The following is a 17,947-nucleotide window of genomic DNA, read 5'->3' on the forward strand; positions in this document are numbered from 1 at the left end:
CGTTCACAGTCGCTCGACGAGTGCCGGCAGCCCCACCGCCGCAGTGGTGCGCCACCGGTGATCGGCCATGTCCGAGACCTCGGTCTCGACCGGGTTGATCTCGACAACCGTGGCTCCGGCACTGCGAGCGATCGCGGGCAGTCCCGCGAACGGGTACACGACTCCCGACGTGCCGACCACGAGAACGAGGTCGGCATGTCGGACGGCATCCTCGGCCGCCTCCCACGCGGCCTCGGGCAGCGATTCGCCGAACCATACTGCGCCCGGCCGAATCAGCCCGCCGCACAACGGGCATTCAGGCGGCGGAACCCGCTGGTCCGACTCGCCCGGTGCATCGGCGGCACCGGAGTCGAGTTCTGCTCGTGTCCCACAGTCGCTGCAATACGGCTCGAACAGAGACCCGTGCACATGTGACAACACCGTGGCTCCGGCTCTCTCGTGGAGGTCGTCCACATTCTGGGTAGCGATGTCGACGTGCGCCCGCTGCTGCCATTGCGTGAGTGCCACGTGACCGGCGTTGGGCTCGGAGCGCCGCACCAACTCCGCTCGCCATCGATACCAGCCCCACACCAGATCGCTGTCGGCCGTCCAGCCCTCGGGGCTGGCGAGGTCCTTGGGATCGAAGTCTTTCCACAACCCGCTCTGGGCGTCCCGGAAAGTTGCGATCCCGGACTCGGCCGACATACCGGCACCCGTGAGAACGGTGATGCGCGACGCTTCGCGGGCAGCGTCCACCACAGGCTCTGGAACAGCATGGGCCGGCAAGTTCCGAGGGAAGGTCACGTCCTCATTGTGCCAATCTGCGTGTCCGGTCGCGCTACCGTGGTCGCATGAGCATCGACGCCAGCGCGCGTACTCGACGACGGTGGCCGCTGTGGGTGGCGGCCTGGACGGCTGTCGTCGTGATTGCGGTGGTCGGTGTTCTGTGGCTGGCCCCGAGCCGATACCTCCCGTGGGACACCGAGGCCTTTCCCGAGGTGAACACCGGTGAACTGACGGCCGATCAGGCCCGAGTGGTGGAACTGTTGCGCACCGAGCACGAGCAGCAGCGCCCGGGAACGTTCTATGCCGAGGGTGTGGACGAAGCCTGGTGTGCCGACTTCGTCAGCTGGATCATGAAGGAAGCGGACATGCCGCTGTCGAACCCCAATTCCGGTTCGTGGCGCATACCCGGCGTCTACACCTTGCAGGAGTTCTACCAGGAGCAGGGTCGATTCGAGGCTGTCGGCAGCTACACGCCGTCGGTCGGCGACGTGGTGCTCTACGACAACAGCAGCTGGATCGGCCAGCACACCAACGTGATCGTGGCGGTCGACGGAGACGAGGCCATCACCGTCGGCGGTAACGAGGCCGGAAAGATCCGCATCCACACCCTGCACTATCGATCCGACTCCGGCGTGGTCGGATTCGGCCGACTGGCGAACTGACGCTCACTCGCTGGGCCGGCAACTTCCGTCGCCGTACGACCGCGCGCCACCATCTCGCTTGGCCTGAAAGAGCAACATGTCTGCGCGATCGAAACAGTCGTCCACGGACTCGCCTCGTCGCAACGTCGTGTGCCCCGCGGAGAATGTCTGCCGGTCGGGAACGACGGCGGCGAGCTCGGTCAGCACGGCCGCCATCGTCGTCGACCCCACTCCCGGCATGGCGAGAGCGAACTCCTCCCCACCCCATCTCGCGATCGAGGCTCGGGCACCGACCAGATCTGCCGCAGCAGCGGAGAACCGAACCAACAGTTGATCACCACGGCCGTGGCCGTACTTGTCGTTGTACAACTTGAAACGGTCGAAATCGATCATGGCCAACGCAACCGCGCCCTCGGCCCCCGACGGTGTGGTCAACTGGTGCAACCGATCTCGCCATCCGCGCCGATTGAGCAGTCCGGTGAGGGCGTCGGTCTGTGCCGCTACGCGCAGGTCGTCCTCGACGCGCCTTCGATCGGTGGTGTCGTGCACGACGGCCATCGTCCACTTCTCACCCTCCGGTCCGGGAACCTCGCTGGCCGAGATCCAACCCCACCGCACTGTGCCGTCGGCATGCAGGTAGCGCTTCTCGACGTGAACCGATTCTCCGCGAGCCTTCGCGTCGTCCATGATCTGCTCCATGGCGGCGTGCTGGGCCAAGTCGTCGGGGTGGGTGAACTCACGAGAAGATCTGCCGGGTAGGAGTTCACGAGGACACCCGACGATCGCTGCGTAGGCCTCGTTCGCGAGAACGAGCAGTCCGTTTTCATCGGCGAGCGCCAATCCGACCGTGCTGGCCTCGAACATTTCCCTGTACCAACGATCGGCGTCGACCATCTTCAGCCAGGTCTCTTCCTCGAACGGTGCGAGCCACGACGATTCACACGACGACCCGACGATACGCCGCGCTGCATGCCCCGCCTTGGGAAGGCGACGTCAGACGGTGTTGACATTGACCTAGCGTCAAGGTTCACACTGATCACATGAGAATCGGAGCTCTGGCGGAGGCCGCCGGAACGACACCGCGCACGGTCCGTCACTACCACCGTCTCGGTCTGCTCGACGAGCCGCGGCGTCTGTCCAACGGATATCGCGAATACACGATCGACGACGTGGTACGTCTGATGAGAGTTCGGTGGCTGGCCGACTGCGGGATGCCACTCGGCGAGATAGCCGCCGCACTCGGTGAGTCCCCTGCGGGCGAGACCGATGTGATCGCTGATCTCCGGGCACTTCTCGTCGGCACAGAACTCGAGCAGTCCGCGCTCGCCCGCAAGCACACCCGCCTGTCGGCACTGCTGAACGATGCCATCGAACATCGCCAGTTCACCGCCCTTCCGCGCGAGCTGGCCGACGCTCTGAGCGCGTCGATCGATGCTTCCGCGGAGACGGACCGAGAAGCGTTGATCCGTGAACGCGATCTACTCGAGGTGATGGCGATATCGGGCACCGTTCCCGCATCGTTCTTCTCTACCGTGACCGCGACACTGAACGATCACAGCCTCCATCAGAAGTACCTCGGACTGTTACGCAGATTCGCGGCCCTCGAAGGCCGAGACCCAGTCGAGGCCGAGAGCGATATCGATTCGCTCGCAGCGGAACTGGCGTCGATGCTCGATCTCGATTCGCTCGCCTCCACTCCACCCGACACCGCGGTGAACACCAGTGAGATCAGCTCCCTGAGTATCGACGACATCCTGCCCGATCCGGCCCAGCGCACCGTGGTCATCCGCGCCACCGCACGCCTGCAGACCAGCGTCCACCCGCCGTCCGGAGACACCCCATGACGGTCGACTTCCCTGTCCAGGTCGGTAGATGGCACTCGCTGGTGCTGTGGACGCGCGGGCAGCACGCGCCGATCGCTGCGGACTCGATCGTGTTCACTGCGACCCGCGGAACGCTCGGACTACCCGTCATGTTCGGAGCCGCCACCGTGATCGAGATGGTCGTTCTGCACTTGCTGATTCCATGGCCGTGGCTCAGTGCGCTGGTCGCAGCCGCGTCGGTGGCGTCCCTGGTGCTGCTCGCGTCATCGGTCGCCCTGAATCGGGCGCACCCGCATGTTCTCTCACCCGAAGCCCTCGTTCTAAGCATGTCCGGCACGGTCGTAGCGAGAGTGGACCGCGCGGATATCGTGTCGGCTCGAATCCACCGACGCTACGGCGTCGTGTCGCCCGCTCTCGACGAAGGCCGGCTAGTCCTACCGAACCAGGACGGCACAACGGTCGATATCGAGCTGTCCAGTGCCGCAGAGGTTGTGGTTCCCGCACTCCTGCAACGATGGCGAATATCCGGCTTCGCTCACTCGTTCGGTGTTCAAGTGGACGATCCCGCGGCACTGGTGGCTGCGCTCACTCCAGCCACTGCGGCACCTGAAGTGGAGCGGCGCAGCAGACGCGTTGCGAACAACAGGACCAACAACGCGAGCACGGTGATACCGGATCCGGCCCAGATGGGCGAGGTGTAGCCGAGGCCGGTCGAGATCGTCACGCCGCCGAGCCACGCGCCCAGCGCATTTCCGAGATTGAACGCGGCGATGTTCGCACCGGACGCCATCGTCGGGGCGTCGGGTGCGAACGACATCACCCGCATCTGCAGCCCTGGCACCGTCGCGAAACCGAAAGCGCCCATGAGGACGAGGGAGGCAACAGTCGCCGGACGACTCTCTGCGGTGAGCGCGAAGAAGACGAGAACGACGGTCAACGCGCCGAGCAGCGTCAGCAACGTGGCGGTGAGGTTGCGGTCGGCTGCCCTGCCGCCGAGGTAATTTCCGATGAAGAGGCCCCCGCCGAAGAGCACGAGCAGCCAGGGCACCGAGCTCGACGCGAAACCGGTGACGTCGGTGAGCGTGAACGCGATATACGTGAACGCGCCGAACATACCGCCGAACCCGAGCACCGTCGTGGCGATGGAGAGCCACACCTGAGGAGACCGAAACGCACGCAATTCGCGGCGCAGATCGCTCTCCTCACCGATCCCGGTTTCCCGAGGAACGAGGGCGGCGATACCGATCAGCGCAACGATGCCGATCACCGTGATGGCCCAGAACGCCGAGCGCCATCCGTAACTCTGACCGAGGAACGTCCCGAACGGAACACCGAGAACGTTGGCAGCGGTGAGGCCGGCGAACATCATGGCAATCGCTCCCGCCTTCTTTGCGGGCTCGACCAGACCTGCCGCGACCACGGCACCGATTCCGAAGAAGGCTCCGTGGCACAGCGCTGCGATCACACGACCGAGCATCATCGTGTCGTAACTGCCCGAAAGTGCAGAGATCAGGTTGCCTGCGATGAACAGACACATCAGTGCGAGCAAGACGGTCTTGCGGGGAAGTCGCGTCACCGCAGCGGTGACCACCAGTGCTCCGACGACGACGGACAACGCATAGCCGGTGATGAGCCAGCCGGCGGTGGATTCGGTGACCGAGAAGTCGGCCGCGACCTCCGGTAGTAGGCCCATGATGACGAATTCGGTCAAGCCGATGCCGAATCCCCCGATTGCGAGGGCGAGCAGGCCGAGAGGCATGTCGAATCTCCTGTGACGAAGTGGCGTGGGTATTCATCTGGCTGTCGCATGTAGTTGCACACGCTGGGTAAATAGTTGCACACGCGTTTTATATGCGCAAGACGGCAATGGCCTCGGGCAACGTCGACGCTTCCGAACTGGGACGATTGCCCGGAAGCAGACTCCAGGAAGTGGTTCACCCCGCGTACACGTATTGTTTGCCCGGTATCGCACATCCGACCGATTAGTCGATCGACAGCCGGAGCCACTTCTCCTTCATGCATGTACACCCGACCGACAGCGACTCGGCCACCGATTTATCGGCACCGGTCCCGGGCGCTTCCGATCCGACACCCGGCTCACGGAGTCGACCACCGCAACGGCGGGATCTCAACGGCTTGCGCGGCGTCGCGATCGCACTCGTCGTCGTGTTCCACATCTGGATGGGTCGCGTGTCGGGGGGCGTCGACGTCTTCCTGACGCTGTCCGGGTTCTTCTTCACCGCATCCCTACTGCGATCGGCCGAGGCCGGGGCGAGCCTGAATCCGATCACCCGCATCACGCGAGTGCTGCGCAGGCTCGGTCCACCGCTGCTGATCACGCTGCTCGCAGTCGCCGTCGCATCGGTGTTCCTGCTGCCGCGCACCCGCTGGGCAGACCTGGGTGATCAACTCGTTTCCGGTGTCTTCTACTACGTGAACTGGCAGCTGGCGACAACAGCGAACGACTACTTGGCGGCCGACCCCTCGGTGAGCCCCGTTCAGCATCTGTGGTCGGTCGCCGTGCAGTTCCAGTTCTATCTGCTGGCCATCGCCGTTGTGTTCGGTCTTGCATGGGTCCGACGCATCACCCGACCCGAGGGACCGCGAAGTCTTCGACCACGCACCTTTACCGTGATCTTCGCGCTCATCGCCGTGCTGTCGTTCGTATACGCGGCGGACGGCGTTCGACGGCATCAGGCATGGAACTACTACGACACCGGTGCGCGGCTCTGGGAGATCATGCTCGGTGCCGCACTCGCGGCCCTGTTTGCCTCGCGAACCTGCAGCTCGGAGGCTGCGGCCTCGCCCGGACATTCCCGCTTGTCGACGACCGCACGCGGAGTTCTGGCCGTTCTCGGAATGGCCGTCATCGTCGCGTGCGGTTTCGTCGTCGACGGAGTGACCGCGTTTCCGGGTCCCTTGGCGTTGATTCCGGTGCTCGCGACCCTCGCGTTGATCGTCGCCGGGTCCGAGACCGCCGTCGCGGCCACTCTCTCCAACCGGTTCTTCGCCTGGGTCGGATCGATCGCATTTCCGCTGTATTTGTGGCACTGGCCACTGTTGATCTTCTATTTGTCGGCCACCGGCAGATCCCATGCGGACGTACTGGGGGGTCTCGGCATCGTCGGTGCGTCGGTCGCACTCGCATGGCTGACCGTTCGTCTGGTCGAGCGCCCCACGCAGTCGAGCACGTTCACACCGGGACGCATCGCGGTCACTGCCTGCGCGGGGATCGCCGCGCTCGCCGTGACGGCCGGTTCGATCGGCTGGAACGTCTACATCGACCGGTCGATCACCGCGGTGCAGGCCGACGAGTCGGTCGATGAACTGACTCACCCGGGAGCGCTCGAACTGACCGACGGGATTCGCGCCGAGGCGGCCGCCGTCCGTCCCCCGCTGTACTCGGCACCCGAGGATCTCCCCGCCACCACCCTCCAAGGCTGCATCGCCGACTTCGAAACACGCGATGCGGTCTCGTGTAGCTACGGCGACCTCGACGCGGACCGAACCATCGTGCTGGCAGGCAGCTCACACGCCGAGCACTGGGTGACGGCCCTCGACGCGCTCGGAATCCGGCACGGGTTCAAGGTCGTCACGTTCCTCAAGATGGGCTGCCCGTTGAGCATCGACACGATGCCCATGCTCGGCCCCAACGAATACCCGGATTGCCTCGACTGGACGCAGACCGTGCTCGCCGACGTCGCAGCGATGGAACCTGCCTACGTGTTCACCACCGCCACCCGTCCGCGGGAAGACTTCCCCGGCGATTACACCCCCACCTGGTACGCCGCGGTATGGCAGCAACTCGCTGCGGACGGTGTCGGAATACTGGGTGTCCGGGACACGCCGTGGCTTGCGTACCGAGCGATCGACTGCCTGGCCGACGGTGGCGATGCCACCTCGTGCGGCATTCCCAGGGACGAAGCACTCGACCCCGTCAATCCGGCGCTTGCGGCCTCGTTCCAGTTTCCCGGGTTCTCCGCTCTCGACCTGTCCGATGCCGTCTGCGACGCCACCGTGTGCCGCGTCGAGCAAGGCAACGTACTGATCTACCGTGACGAGCATCATCTCACTGCGACCTACGTGCGAACTCTGACCACCGAGCTGGGACGGCAGGTCGGGTCGGCCACCGGATGGTGGGCCGGACCGTGAGTCGAGCGCCTCGCGCTCGGTAGGCCCGGGCCCACCGGCCACAGTAGGGTTGATCCATGCTGCACGAAGCCTCCGACGACACGCCAGCCATCGCAGTATGGCCGGGATCCGCTTATCCGCTGGGCGCGACCTACGACGGAGCAGGAACCAATTTCGCACTGTTTTCCGAGGTCGCGGAGGCCGTGGATCTGTGCCTGATCGCCGACGACGGAACCGAGACCCGCATTCGTTTCGAGGAGTCCGACGGCTACGTCTGGCACGCATATCTGCCCACGGTGGTACCGGGTCAACGCTACGGCTACCGCGTTCACGGCCCATGGGATCCAGCAGCCGGGCATCGCTGCGACCCGAGCAAGCTGCTCGTGGATCCGTACGGCAAGGCGTTCGAGGGATCGTTCGACGGCGACCGATCGCTGTTCTCCTACAACATGGACGCGCCGGCTCCCGAACCCGAGGCCGAGGTACAGATCGACGAGGAATCCGCGGATTCACTCGACGCCGAGGCCCCGTTCGAGGACGCCACCGATCTCGCAGATCCCGACGACGAGATCATCGAGGAAGCTCCCATCGCGCACGACGACGTGCCGAACAACGACTTCCCCCAGCATGATTCGCTCGGTCACACGATGACCACCGTCGTGATCAACCCCTTCTTCGACTGGCAAGCCGATCGCGCCCCCAAGCGCCCGTATCACGAGACGGTGATCTACGAGGCCCACGTCAAGGGGATGACGATCAACCATCCCGACATCCCCGAGGCCGAGCGCGGCACCTACGCAGGCCTGGCGCATCCGGTGATCATCGACCACCTCAACCACCTCGGTGTCACGGCCATCGAACTCATGCCGGTGCATCAGTTCATGCAGGATCAGGTTCTGCTGGACAAAGGATTGCGAAACTACTGGGGCTACAACACATTCGGCTTCCTTGCCCCGCACGCGGAGTACTCCTCACTGCAGTCTCCCGGTGCTGCGGTCACCGAGTTCAAGGCCATGGTTCGTTCGTTCCACGCCGCCGGCATCGAGGTGATCCTCGACGTGGTCTACAACCACACCGCCGAGGGCAACCACATGGGCCCGACGATCAGCTTCCGCGGCATCGACAACGCCGCGTACTACCGACTCGTCGACGGCGATCTCGAGCACTACATGGACTACACCGGCACCGGAAACAGTCTCAATGCGCGACACCCCCACACACTTCAGCTCATCATGGACTCGCTGCGCTACTGGGTCACCGAGATGCACGTCGACGGGTTCCGCTTCGACCTCGCGTCCACGCTGGCTCGCGAACTGCACGACGTCGACCGGCTGAGCGCGTTCTTCGATCTGGTTCAGCAGGATCCGGTCGTCAGCCAGGTCAAACTGATCGCCGAGCCCTGGGACGTCGGTGAGGGCGGCTACCAGGTCGGCAACTTCCCCGGACTATGGACGGAGTGGAACGGCAAGTACCGCGACACCGTGCGCGACTACTGGCGCGGTGAGCCGGCCACCCTGGGCGAATTCGCGTCGAGATTGACCGGATCCTCGGACCTGTACGAGGCCACCGGTCGTCGCCCCGGCGCCAGCATCAACTTCGTCATCGCGCACGACGGGTTCACGCTCAACGACCTGGTGTCGTACAACGACAAGCACAACGACGCCAATGGCGAGAACAACAACGACGGCGAGAGCCACAACCGCTCATGGAACTGCGGCGTGGAGGGCCCGACGGAAGATCCGGAGATCCTGGACCTACGTGCCCGCCAGATCCGCAACATCATGGCGACGTTGCTGCTCAGCCAGGGCACGCCGATGATCGCTCACGGCGACGAGATGGCGCGCACTCAGCAGGGCAACAACAACGTCTACTGCCAGGACTCCGAACTGGCCTGGATGGACTGGTCGTTGGCCGAGACCAACGCGGAACTGATCGAGTTCACTCGCAACGCCATCGCCTTGCGCGCCGAGCACCCGGTGTTCCGTCGGCGCCGGTTCTTCGAGGGCCGTCCCATCCGAACCGGTGAGCAGGCCCGGGACATCGCCTGGCTCACCCCCGCGGGCGAGGAGATGACTCCCGAGGACTGGGACAGCGGATTCGGCAAGTCGCTCACCGTGTTCCTCAACGGCGACGGAATCCCCGAGCCCAATCAGCGCGGCGAGCGCGTGGTGGACGACTCGTTCCTGTTGTGCTTCAACGCACATCACGAGACCATCGAGTTCGTGACCCCGGACGGGGGCTACGCCAAGGAGTGGACGGTGGCACTGAACACCGCGTCGCGAACCGGGACAAGTGAGAAATCGATCGAAGCGGGTACACCGGTGGAAGTCACCGCTCGTTCCCTACTCGTTCTACGAAAGACTGCCTGACACATGCCGCTGCCCACCAGTACATACCGGTTACAACTGCGGGGCGATGCCTTCACGCTGGCCGACGCCTCCGACGTGGTCGATTACCTGCACGACCTCGGGGTCACCCACCTCTATCTGTCGCCCATCCTCACTGCGACCGAGGGCTCGACTCACGGTTACGACGTCACCGACACCTCCACGGTCTCGGCCGCACTCGGGGGCCGAGAAGCATTGACGCAGTTGCATTCTCGGGCCGCCGAACTGGGCATGGGGATCATCGTCGACATCGTGCCCAACCACGTCGGAGTGGAGGATCCGCGGCAGAACGGATGGTGGTGGGACGTACTGCGTCGTGGTCGCGACTCCGAGTACGCGACGTACTTCGACATCGACTTCGGAGCCGACAACGGCGTCGACGGCAAGATCGCCATCCCCGTCCTCGGTAGCGCGAGCGACGTCGGCGAGCTGACCGTCGACCGCTCCGAGGACCAGCCTCTGCTCGCGTTCTACGAGCACCGCTTCCCCATCGCCGACGGCACGGACAGCGGCGACGCGCAGGCCGTACACGACCGTCAGGCCTACCGGTTGGTGAGCTGGTCAGACGGTCTGATCGGATACCGACGGTTCTTCTCCGTGAACGGCCTGGCAGGAATCCGGCAGGAAGACCTCGACGTCTTCACCGACTCCCACCGCCAGGTGGCCGGTTGGATCGAAGACGGACTGATCGACGGACTGCGGGTCGACCATCCCGATGGGCTGGCCGACCCCGCCGGCTATCTCACCGAACTGCGCGGACTACTCGGACCCGACCGGTGGCTCGTCATCGAGAAGATCCTGGCCGACGGCGAACCGCTGGACGAGTCGCTCCCCGTCGACGGTACGACCGGATACGACGCCTTGGCCGCCGTCGGTGGGGTGTTCGTCGACCCAGAGGGCGTGCACGCGCTCACTGCGTTGTCCCAGGTGCGCTCGGGCATCGCCTACGACAGCGAGACGCTGCACGAGACGGAGCTCGACCTCAAGACCGGCGTCGCCCGCGGTGATCTGTCCCCGGAGGTGCGACGCCTCGCTCGGGCCGTCGTGCGCGAGTCCGGCACCACCGTCGATCTCGAGTCCGTCATCGACGCGATAGTTGCCGTCGTCGCGGCCGTCCCGGTCTACCGGACCGACTACGCGCCGCTCGCCGGCGTGCTGCCGGGCGTGATCGCTGCTGTCGGCGAGGAGCAGCCGGACCTGGCGGGCGGTCTGGGCGCTCTGGCGACCGCCCTCGTCACCGGCGCAGAATCGCCGGTCCGCTTCGACCAGGTCTGCGGTGCCGTCACGGCCAAAGGCGTAGAGGACTGCCTGTTCTACCGCGCCAACCGGCTGATCTCCCTGCAGGAGGTGGGCGGCGACCCGAGCCGATTCGGTTGCAGCACAGCGTATTACCATCTTACCAATGCCGATCGAGCGCGACGCTGGCCGGCTGCGATGACCACCCTGTCGACTCACGACACCAAACGCGGCGAGGATGTGCGGGCGCGAATCGGCGTGCTGTCGCAGACACCCGAGCTGTGGGCTCGCTGCATCACGGACTGGGAAGAGCTGACCCCCAGTCCCGACGGCACAACCGGAATGTTCTTGTGGCAAAACCTTTTCGGTGTCTGGCCGGTCGACGGAGTGATCACGTCCACGCTACGTGAGCGCGTTCACGCCTACGCGGAGAAGGCAATTCGCGAGGCCGCCCTCCGCACGACGTGGACTGCTCCGGACGAGGAGTTCGAGTCCGCGGTGCACGGCTGGCTCGACGCCATCTTCGACGGTGCCGTCGCTCGATCGATGACGATGCTGGTCGAAAAGCTCGCTCCTCACGGCCATTCCGACGCACTCGGGCAGAAGTTGTTGAACCTGGCGGGCCCCGGTATCCCCGATGTGTATCAGGGCACCGAGCTGTGGGAGGACTCGCTCGTCGACCCCGACAACCGCAGGCCCGTCGACTACTCGGTGCGTCGATCGATGCTCGCCGCGTCGAACACCGGTATTCCGTCGCTCGATACGGGAGCAGCCAAACTGGCCGTGGTTCGCTCCGCGCTGCACGTACGCCGCGAGCGGCCGGAGAGCTTCGTCGGCGGCACCTACGCGCCGATCGTCGCGGACGGATCCGCTGCCGAGCACCTCGTCGCATTTTCACGCGGCCCGGTTCCCGGAAACGCGGACGTGATCGCACTTGCGACCAGACTCTCGCTCGGCGTATCCGAGACGGGCTGGGGCGAGACATCGGTGACGCTGCCCGACGGCCGATGGCGCGATCGAATCACCGACTCCGAACACACGGGCACCGTCTCGGTGGCCGAGGTGTTCGCCTCACTCCCGGTTGCACTCCTGGTGCGCGACAACGAAGAAGCGGTGACACAGTGACATCGACAGCAGTGACATCGACGGCAGTGACCACTTCGGCAACAAGACGACGATTCCAGGTGTGGGCACCGACCCCGGAGAACGTCCGCCTGCAACTCGACGACACGGTTCATCCGATGCAGCGCTCCTCGGACGGGTGGTGGCACGCCGACGTCGACGCCGCACCGGACTCTCGATACGGCTACCTACTCGACGACGCAGACAAGGCGCTGCCCGATCCGCGATCGCCGCGGCAGCCCGACGGTGTGCACGAGCTGTCCCAGGTCTTCGACGTCGATCCCACGCTGTGGACCGATGCGGCGTGGACCGGCCGTCAACTGCCCGGTTCGTCGATCTACGAGCTGCACATCGGCACGTTCACCGACGAGGGCACGTTCGACGCGGCCGTCACCAAGCTCGATCACCTCGTCGATCTCGGCGTCTCGTTCGTCGAGATCATGCCCGTCAACGGATTCAACGGCGTGCACAACTGGGGATACGACGGCGTGCTCTGGTACACCGTGCACGAGGCGTACGGCGGCCCGGAAGGGTTGCAGCGCTTGGTCGACGCCTGCCACGGCCGCGGCATCGGCGTCGTCCTCGATGTGGTGTACAACCACCTCGGCCCGTCCGGTAACTATCTCGAACGCTTCGGCCCCTACATGACCGAAGGGGCCAACAGCTGGGGTCAGGCAATCAACTATGCCGATGCAGACTCGGGCGAGGTGCGGCGATACGCCCTGGACAACGCTCTGCGTTGGTTCTCCGAGTTCCACATCGACGCGTTGCGCCTTGATGCAGTACACGCGATAGTCGACCACACCGCGGTGCATCTGCTCGAGCAGCTCTCGATCGAAACCCGCACCCTGTCAGCGCATCTCGGTCGTCCACTGACCCTGATCGCCGAGAGCGACCTCAACGATCCTTCGCTGATCACGGCGCGGTCGGGTGGCGGCTACGGACTCGACGCGCAATGGGACGACGACATTCACCACGCGATCCATGCGGCCGTCTCCGGTGAGCGCCAGGGCTACTACGGCGACTTCGGTTCCCTCCAGGGTTTGGCGAACACACTGCGGCAGGGGTTCTTTCATGCCGGAACGTATTCGAGCTTCCGCGGTCGGATCCATGGCCGCCCGTTGGATACGCGCCGAATCCCGGCCAGTTCGCTGGTGACCTACACCACCACTCACGATCAGGTAGGCAACCGCGCGATCGGCGACCGACCAGGTTTCTACCTCTCCCCCGGCCAGCTCGCGATCAAGGCTGCTCTGGTGTTGACCTCGCCCTGCACACCGATGTTGTTCATGGGAGAGGAGTGGGGAGCGTCCACGCCGTTCCAGTTCTTCACCTCGCACCCCGAGCCCGAGCTCGGCAAGGCCACCGCCGAGGGACGCAAGGCGGAATTCGCCGAACACGGCTGGGACAAGAGCGATATCCCGGACCCACAGGATCCCGAGACCTTCACGCGGTCGAAGCTGAACTGGTCGGAACTAGGCGACGGCGACCATGCGCGAGTGTTGGCCCTCTACCGCGACCTGTTGAGGCTGCGCCGCGACCGGACCGAACTGACCGACCCCTGGCTGGACCACGTGAAGGTGGACTACGACGAGGACGCGAAATGGATCGTCGTTCGCCGCAGCCGGCTCAGCGTGGTGTGCAACCTGTCCGAATCCGCTGTGACCGTGCCGGTCGGCGGCTCACCACTGCTCGAGTGGGAGCCGACGACCTCGAACCAGACCGGCTCTGCCACAACGGTTCCCGGTCACTCCGTCGTCGTACTGGAATCCTGACGCCTGCGTAGATTGACCAGGACGAACACGGCGGTGATCGCCAGCACCACCGCGGTGGCGACGGCCGCGACATGCATGCCCGAGACGAACGCAGCATGCGCGGAGTCCAGCAGAACCGTCGCCACCGAGTCCGGCAGCTCACGGGCTACGGCATCCGCACCGCCGAGAGTCTCGCCTGCCCTGGCTCCCGGCTCGGGGGTCAGCTGCGTGACGTCGATGCCGCGACGGAAGATCGCCATGACAACGGTGCCGAGTAGTGCGACGCCCAGTGCGATACCCAGTTCGTATGCGGTTTCCGAGACTGCCGAGGCAGCTCCCGCCCGTTCGGGTTCGACAGCACTGACCACCAGCTCGGAGGTCAGTGTCAGCGCGACACCGACACCGGCCCCCACGAGGACGAACCCGGCGATGAACAGTGCCGGGCCGCTGTCGGTTGCGAGGCCGACCAGGATCCCGGCGCCCGAGGCGGCGACGAACATTGCGACACCGAGAACCGTTCCGGCACTGAAGTACCGAACCAGGACCGCAACCAACAGTGAGGTGACGATGCTGGCGGCGGTACCGGGCAGCAGCAGCAGACCCGCCTCGAGCGGGCTGTTGCCGAGCACGAGCTGCAGATACTGCGAACCGAAGAACAGCACCCCGGCGAGGGCGAACACCGACAGGAAGTTCGTCGCGACGCCCGTCGAGAACGCCCGGTTGGCAAACAGTCTCAGGTCGATCATCGGTGCCGCGAGGGTGCGCTGACGGCGGACGAAGACGAACCCGGCAATGACGCCGACCACCGCGGACAGCAGGTAGATCACGCCGAAGCCGTGTGCCGCAGTCTCTTTCACCGCAAACACCAGCGGCACGATGGCGAGCATCGACAGCGCAGAACTCGTCAAGTCGAACCGGCCCGGGTTCGGGTCCTTCGACTCGGGAATCACCAACGGTCCGAGCGCGATCAGCGCGAGCATCACGGGGATGTTGATGAGAAATACCGATCCCCACCAGAAGTGCTCGAGCAGCCAACCGCCCACGAGCGGACCGGCAGCGGCACCGCCACCGGCCATCGCGCCCCACACCCCGATCGCGGCGACGCGTTGACGCGGGTTCAGGAAGATGGTGCGAATCAAGCCCAGGGTCGCGGGCATCAGCGTCGCACCGGAAATGCCCTGCAACACCCGGGCCGCGATCAGCATCTCCGCGCTGGTCGACACGGCCGCGACGAGTGAAGCGATGCCGAAGCCCGCAGCACCGATCAGCAGTAATCGGCGACGGCCGATTCGGTCGCCGAGCGTGCCCATGGTGATGAGCAGGCCGGCCAGCACGAACGAGTAGACGTCGATGATCCACAGCAACTGGTTGCTGCTCGGTGCCAGGTCCGAACTGATGAAGGGCAACGCCAGGTCGAGGACGGTGCCGTCGACAGCGATGAGCAAGACGGCGAACGCCAGTACCACCAACCCGAGCCAGTCTCGCGGGGTCGCCCGGTGCTCGGATCCCCCGGCTACCTCGGGCACCGAACCGGTGCGCATGTCACTCACTGCTTCTCCTACGTTCTGCATCCGGTGCGCCGGCGATACCGGTCCGAAACGCCTGCGGGCACCAACCGTCCAGCCGGTACAGTGATCGAGAGTACCGCCAACCGTCCAGCCGGTAAAGTGAGTTTCATGTCATCGGACACGCGGGACCGAATTCTCGACGCACTGGAATCGATGCTGATCGAGCACGGCATGACCAAGGTGACCCTCGACAGTGTCGCCGCCGCCGCAGGCGTCTCCAAAGGTGGACTTCTGTACCACTTCAAGACCAAGGATGCCCTGGTGGCGGCTATGGTGCGGCGACTCGGATCCGAGGCCGACCGCCAGCGCGCGGACGCGGCCGCGGGTGGCACGTCGGTGGCCGAGTGGTATCTGCAGCCCCCGGATTCGATCTCGGAAAAGGAGATCGCTCTCTATCGATCGACACTCGCCGCGTTGCGCAGCGTCGACGGCAATTCCGACGAGGTTCAGGAGGCCGTCGTCGACATGATGCGACTGTGGGACGAGGGCCTGCGCACCGAAATCGACGATCCAGTGCAGGCCGAGATCATCCGGCTCGTCGGCGACGGAATCTACCTCGGTGCCGTGCTCGACCTGCCGGCAGTGGACCCCGAACTGCACAAGCGCGTCGTCGACCGCCTGCTCGGTCGCTGACTCAGGTCAAGTAGCGGTACACCGGCGAACCCGGCTCCAGCTGCTCTACCTGCAGGTGCGAGGACCGCATACGTTCGAGGAGGGAAGAAAGGCCGTCCGCTGCGCCGAGTTGAATGCCGACGAGCGCGGCACCCGTCTCCCGGTTGTTGCGCTTGACGTACTCGAACAAGGTGATGTCGTCCTCGGGCCCGAGCACCTCGTCGAGAAAGCGACGTAGTGCGCCGGGCTCCTGCGGAAAGTCCACGAGAAAGTAGTGCTTGAGGCCCAGGTGAACGAGCGATCGCTCCAGAATTTCGCCGTACCGAGAGACGTCGTTGTTGCCGCCGGACACCAAGCACACGACTGTGCTTCCCGGCGCAATGTCGAGATGCTCGAGCGCCGCAACAGCCAGCGCGCCTGCAGGCTCGGCGATGACGCCCTCGTTCTGGTAGAGCTCGAGCATTGCGGTACAGACCGCGCCCTCGTCGATCTGGGTGATCAGGAATGCACCGGGGCCGGAACTGTCGAACACGGGCGCGGTGATCAGCGGCAACGAAGCATGGGACACCACCGTGGCACCGAGCGACTGCAACGCTGCGTACGGCACGTCGCCGATGCGGCGGACGGCAGCCCCGTCGACGAACGGATCGATCTCGGAGAGTGTCACCGGACCGCCGGCGATCAGCGCGGCGGTCATGGACGCCGCGCCGGACGGTTCGACACCCACCAGTGACGTCTGCGGTGCGCGCTCACGGAGGTAGCTGGAGATGCCCGCGATGCATCCGCCTCCGCCGACGGGCATCACGACGACGTCGGGTGCCCCGCCGAGTTGATCGATCATCTCGGCTGCAATGGTGCCCTGCCCGGCCACGGTTCGCGGATCGTCGAACGGCGGCACCATCGTGGCACCGGTGCGGGCGACATCTGCGGCCGCGGCAGCTGCCGCGGCATCGAACGTATCGCCGATGACGATGAGCTCCACGAAGTCACCGCCGTGCACTCGGATTCGGTCGCGTTTCTGTTTGGGGGTGTTCGCCGGAACGTAGATGCGACCGTGCACCTGCATCGAGCGACACGCGAACGCCACTCCCTGAGCATGGTTGCCCGCGCTCGCGGTGACCACACCGACATCCCGCTCGGCGTCGGTCAGCTGGTCCATCAAGTTGTAGGCGCCACGAATTTTGTACGACCGCACGATCTGCAGGTCTTCGCGCTTGAGGTAGACCTTTGCGCCGGTCTCCGCCGACAACCGCTCGCACAACTGCAGAGGTGTTGCGGCCACCACCGACGAAATTCGCACCGCAGCGGCATCGATATCGGCAGCGGTGACGGCTACCGACGATGGGAGCTGGGAGGCGAGATCAGGGGATGAAGACACCAGCACATGCTGCCACCAGAGTGGAACGGTCAACTACTCGGGACCGTTCCACTCTCCTGACGGCTAGTGTTCAGACGCGCGCGAGGACGAACACCGGGATCTCGCGATCGGTCTTCTTCTGGTAGTCCGCGTAATCGGGGTAGGCCTCGACCGAGCGTTCCCACCACACGGCTTTCTCGTCGCCGGTCACCTCACGAGCGACGTAGTCGTGCTTCTCGGTTCCGTCCTGCAACTCGACGAGCCCCTCGGCTTTGACGTTGTGGTACCAGACGGGGTGCTTGGGCGCTCCGCCCAGCGAGGCCACGATGGCGTACTCGCCGTCGTGTTCGACTCTCATCAATGGCGACTTGCGCAGCTTGCCGCTCTTGTTCCCCTTGGTGGTCAGCAGCACGACCGGCATCCCGTTCATCGTCGTGCCTTCGGTCCCACCGGAGTTCTCGTACCGCTCGGCCTGCTCACGGGCCCAGTCGGATGAACTCGGTTCGTATTCTCCTGTCAATGGCATGACTTTCAGTGAACACCTCTCGTGC

General features: G+C 65.0%; 13 protein-coding genes. 7 read left to right on the top strand and 6 right to left on the bottom strand.

The features are described from left to right. Positions 1 to 3: 3 nt before the first annotated feature. Positions 4 to 783 (bottom strand): SIR2 family NAD-dependent protein deacylase, encoded by a 780-nt coding sequence (locus QM797_RS18840; protein WP_283277184.1) that lies wholly within the window; start codon positions 781 to 783, stop codon positions 4 to 6. Between the two features lie 47 nt (positions 784 to 830). Here QM797_RS18840 and QM797_RS18845 point away from each other — a divergent pair, with 47 nt between their 5' ends. Further along, on the top strand, positions 831 to 1,427 hold the full coding sequence (locus tag QM797_RS18845; RefSeq protein WP_283277185.1) for a CHAP domain-containing protein: 597 nt from the start codon (positions 831 to 833) through the stop codon (positions 1,425 to 1,427). A gap of 3 nt (positions 1,428 to 1,430) precedes the next feature. Here the strand turns inward: QM797_RS18845 and QM797_RS18850 are convergent, their stop codons facing one another. Then, a complete protein-coding gene (locus tag QM797_RS18850) occupies positions 1,431 to 2,300 on the bottom strand; it encodes a sensor domain-containing diguanylate cyclase (protein WP_283277186.1) in 870 nt (289 codons plus the stop codon). Positions 2,301 to 2,446: 146 nt separating this feature from the next. Here QM797_RS18850 and QM797_RS18855 point away from each other — a divergent pair, with 146 nt between their 5' ends. Next, a complete protein-coding gene (locus tag QM797_RS18855) occupies positions 2,447 to 3,250 on the top strand; it encodes a helix-turn-helix domain-containing protein (RefSeq protein WP_283277187.1) in 804 nt (267 codons plus the stop codon). Positions 3,251 to 3,779: 529 nt separating this feature from the next. On the opposite strand, the gene QM797_RS18860 is transcribed toward QM797_RS18855, so the two are convergent. Next, positions 3,780 to 4,988 (bottom strand): MFS transporter, encoded by a 1,209-nt coding sequence (locus tag QM797_RS18860; RefSeq protein WP_283277188.1) that lies wholly within the window; start codon positions 4,986 to 4,988, stop codon positions 3,780 to 3,782. Between the two features lie 257 nt (positions 4,989 to 5,245). On the opposite strand from QM797_RS18860, the gene QM797_RS18865 reads away from it, so the two are divergent. Genes QM797_RS18865 through treZ form a run of 4 tightly spaced genes read left to right on the top strand, consistent with a single transcriptional unit; the run spans position 5,246 to position 13,880 of the window. Beyond that, positions 5,246 to 7,381: an acyltransferase family protein gene (locus QM797_RS18865; RefSeq protein ID WP_283277189.1), complete on the top strand. Its 2,136-nt coding sequence runs from the start codon at positions 5,246 to 5,248 to the stop codon at positions 7,379 to 7,381. 56 nt (positions 7,382 to 7,437) lie between these two features. Beyond that, a complete protein-coding gene (gene glgX / locus QM797_RS18870; RefSeq protein WP_283277190.1) occupies positions 7,438 to 9,729 on the top strand; it encodes a glycogen debranching protein GlgX in 2,292 nt (763 codons plus the stop codon). Between the two features lie 3 nt (positions 9,730 to 9,732). Then, entirely contained in the window at positions 9,733 to 12,108 is a 2,376-nt protein-coding gene (gene treY / locus QM797_RS18875) for a malto-oligosyltrehalose synthase (protein ID WP_283277191.1), read from the top strand. A gap of 26 nt (positions 12,109 to 12,134) precedes the next feature. Next, positions 12,135 to 13,880 (top strand): malto-oligosyltrehalose trehalohydrolase, encoded by a 1,746-nt coding sequence (gene treZ, locus QM797_RS18880; RefSeq protein ID WP_283277244.1) that lies wholly within the window; start codon positions 12,135 to 12,137, stop codon positions 13,878 to 13,880. Here the strand turns inward: treZ and QM797_RS18885 are convergent. Next, a complete protein-coding gene (locus QM797_RS18885; protein ID WP_283277245.1) occupies positions 13,853 to 15,400 on the bottom strand; it encodes an MFS transporter in 1,548 nt (515 codons plus the stop codon). The two genes, treZ and QM797_RS18885, sit on opposite strands and share 28 nt — an antisense overlap. Before the next feature lie 135 nt (positions 15,401 to 15,535). On the opposite strand from QM797_RS18885, the gene QM797_RS18890 reads away from it, so the two are divergent. Next, a complete protein-coding gene (locus QM797_RS18890) occupies positions 15,536 to 16,060 on the top strand; it encodes a TetR/AcrR family transcriptional regulator (RefSeq protein WP_283277192.1) in 525 nt (174 codons plus the stop codon). 1 nt (position 16,061) lies between these two features. On the opposite strand, the gene ilvA is transcribed toward QM797_RS18890, so the two are convergent. Together ilvA and QM797_RS18900 are read right to left on the bottom strand one after the other, a co-directional pair. Further along, a complete protein-coding gene (gene ilvA, locus QM797_RS18895) occupies positions 16,062 to 17,417 on the bottom strand; it encodes a threonine ammonia-lyase IlvA (RefSeq protein ID WP_283277193.1) in 1,356 nt (451 codons plus the stop codon). Positions 17,418 to 17,487: 70 nt separating this feature from the next. Next, positions 17,488 to 17,922, bottom strand: a complete 435-nt coding sequence (locus tag QM797_RS18900) for a nitroreductase family deazaflavin-dependent oxidoreductase (protein ID WP_283277194.1) — start codon at positions 17,920 to 17,922, stop codon at positions 17,488 to 17,490. Positions 17,923 to 17,947: the final 25 nt, after the last annotated feature.

Origin of the sequence: Rhodococcus sp. IEGM 1381 (assembly GCF_030056795.1) — a bacterium.
Lineage (GTDB): Bacteria > Actinomycetota > Actinomycetes > Mycobacteriales > Mycobacteriaceae > Rhodococcoides.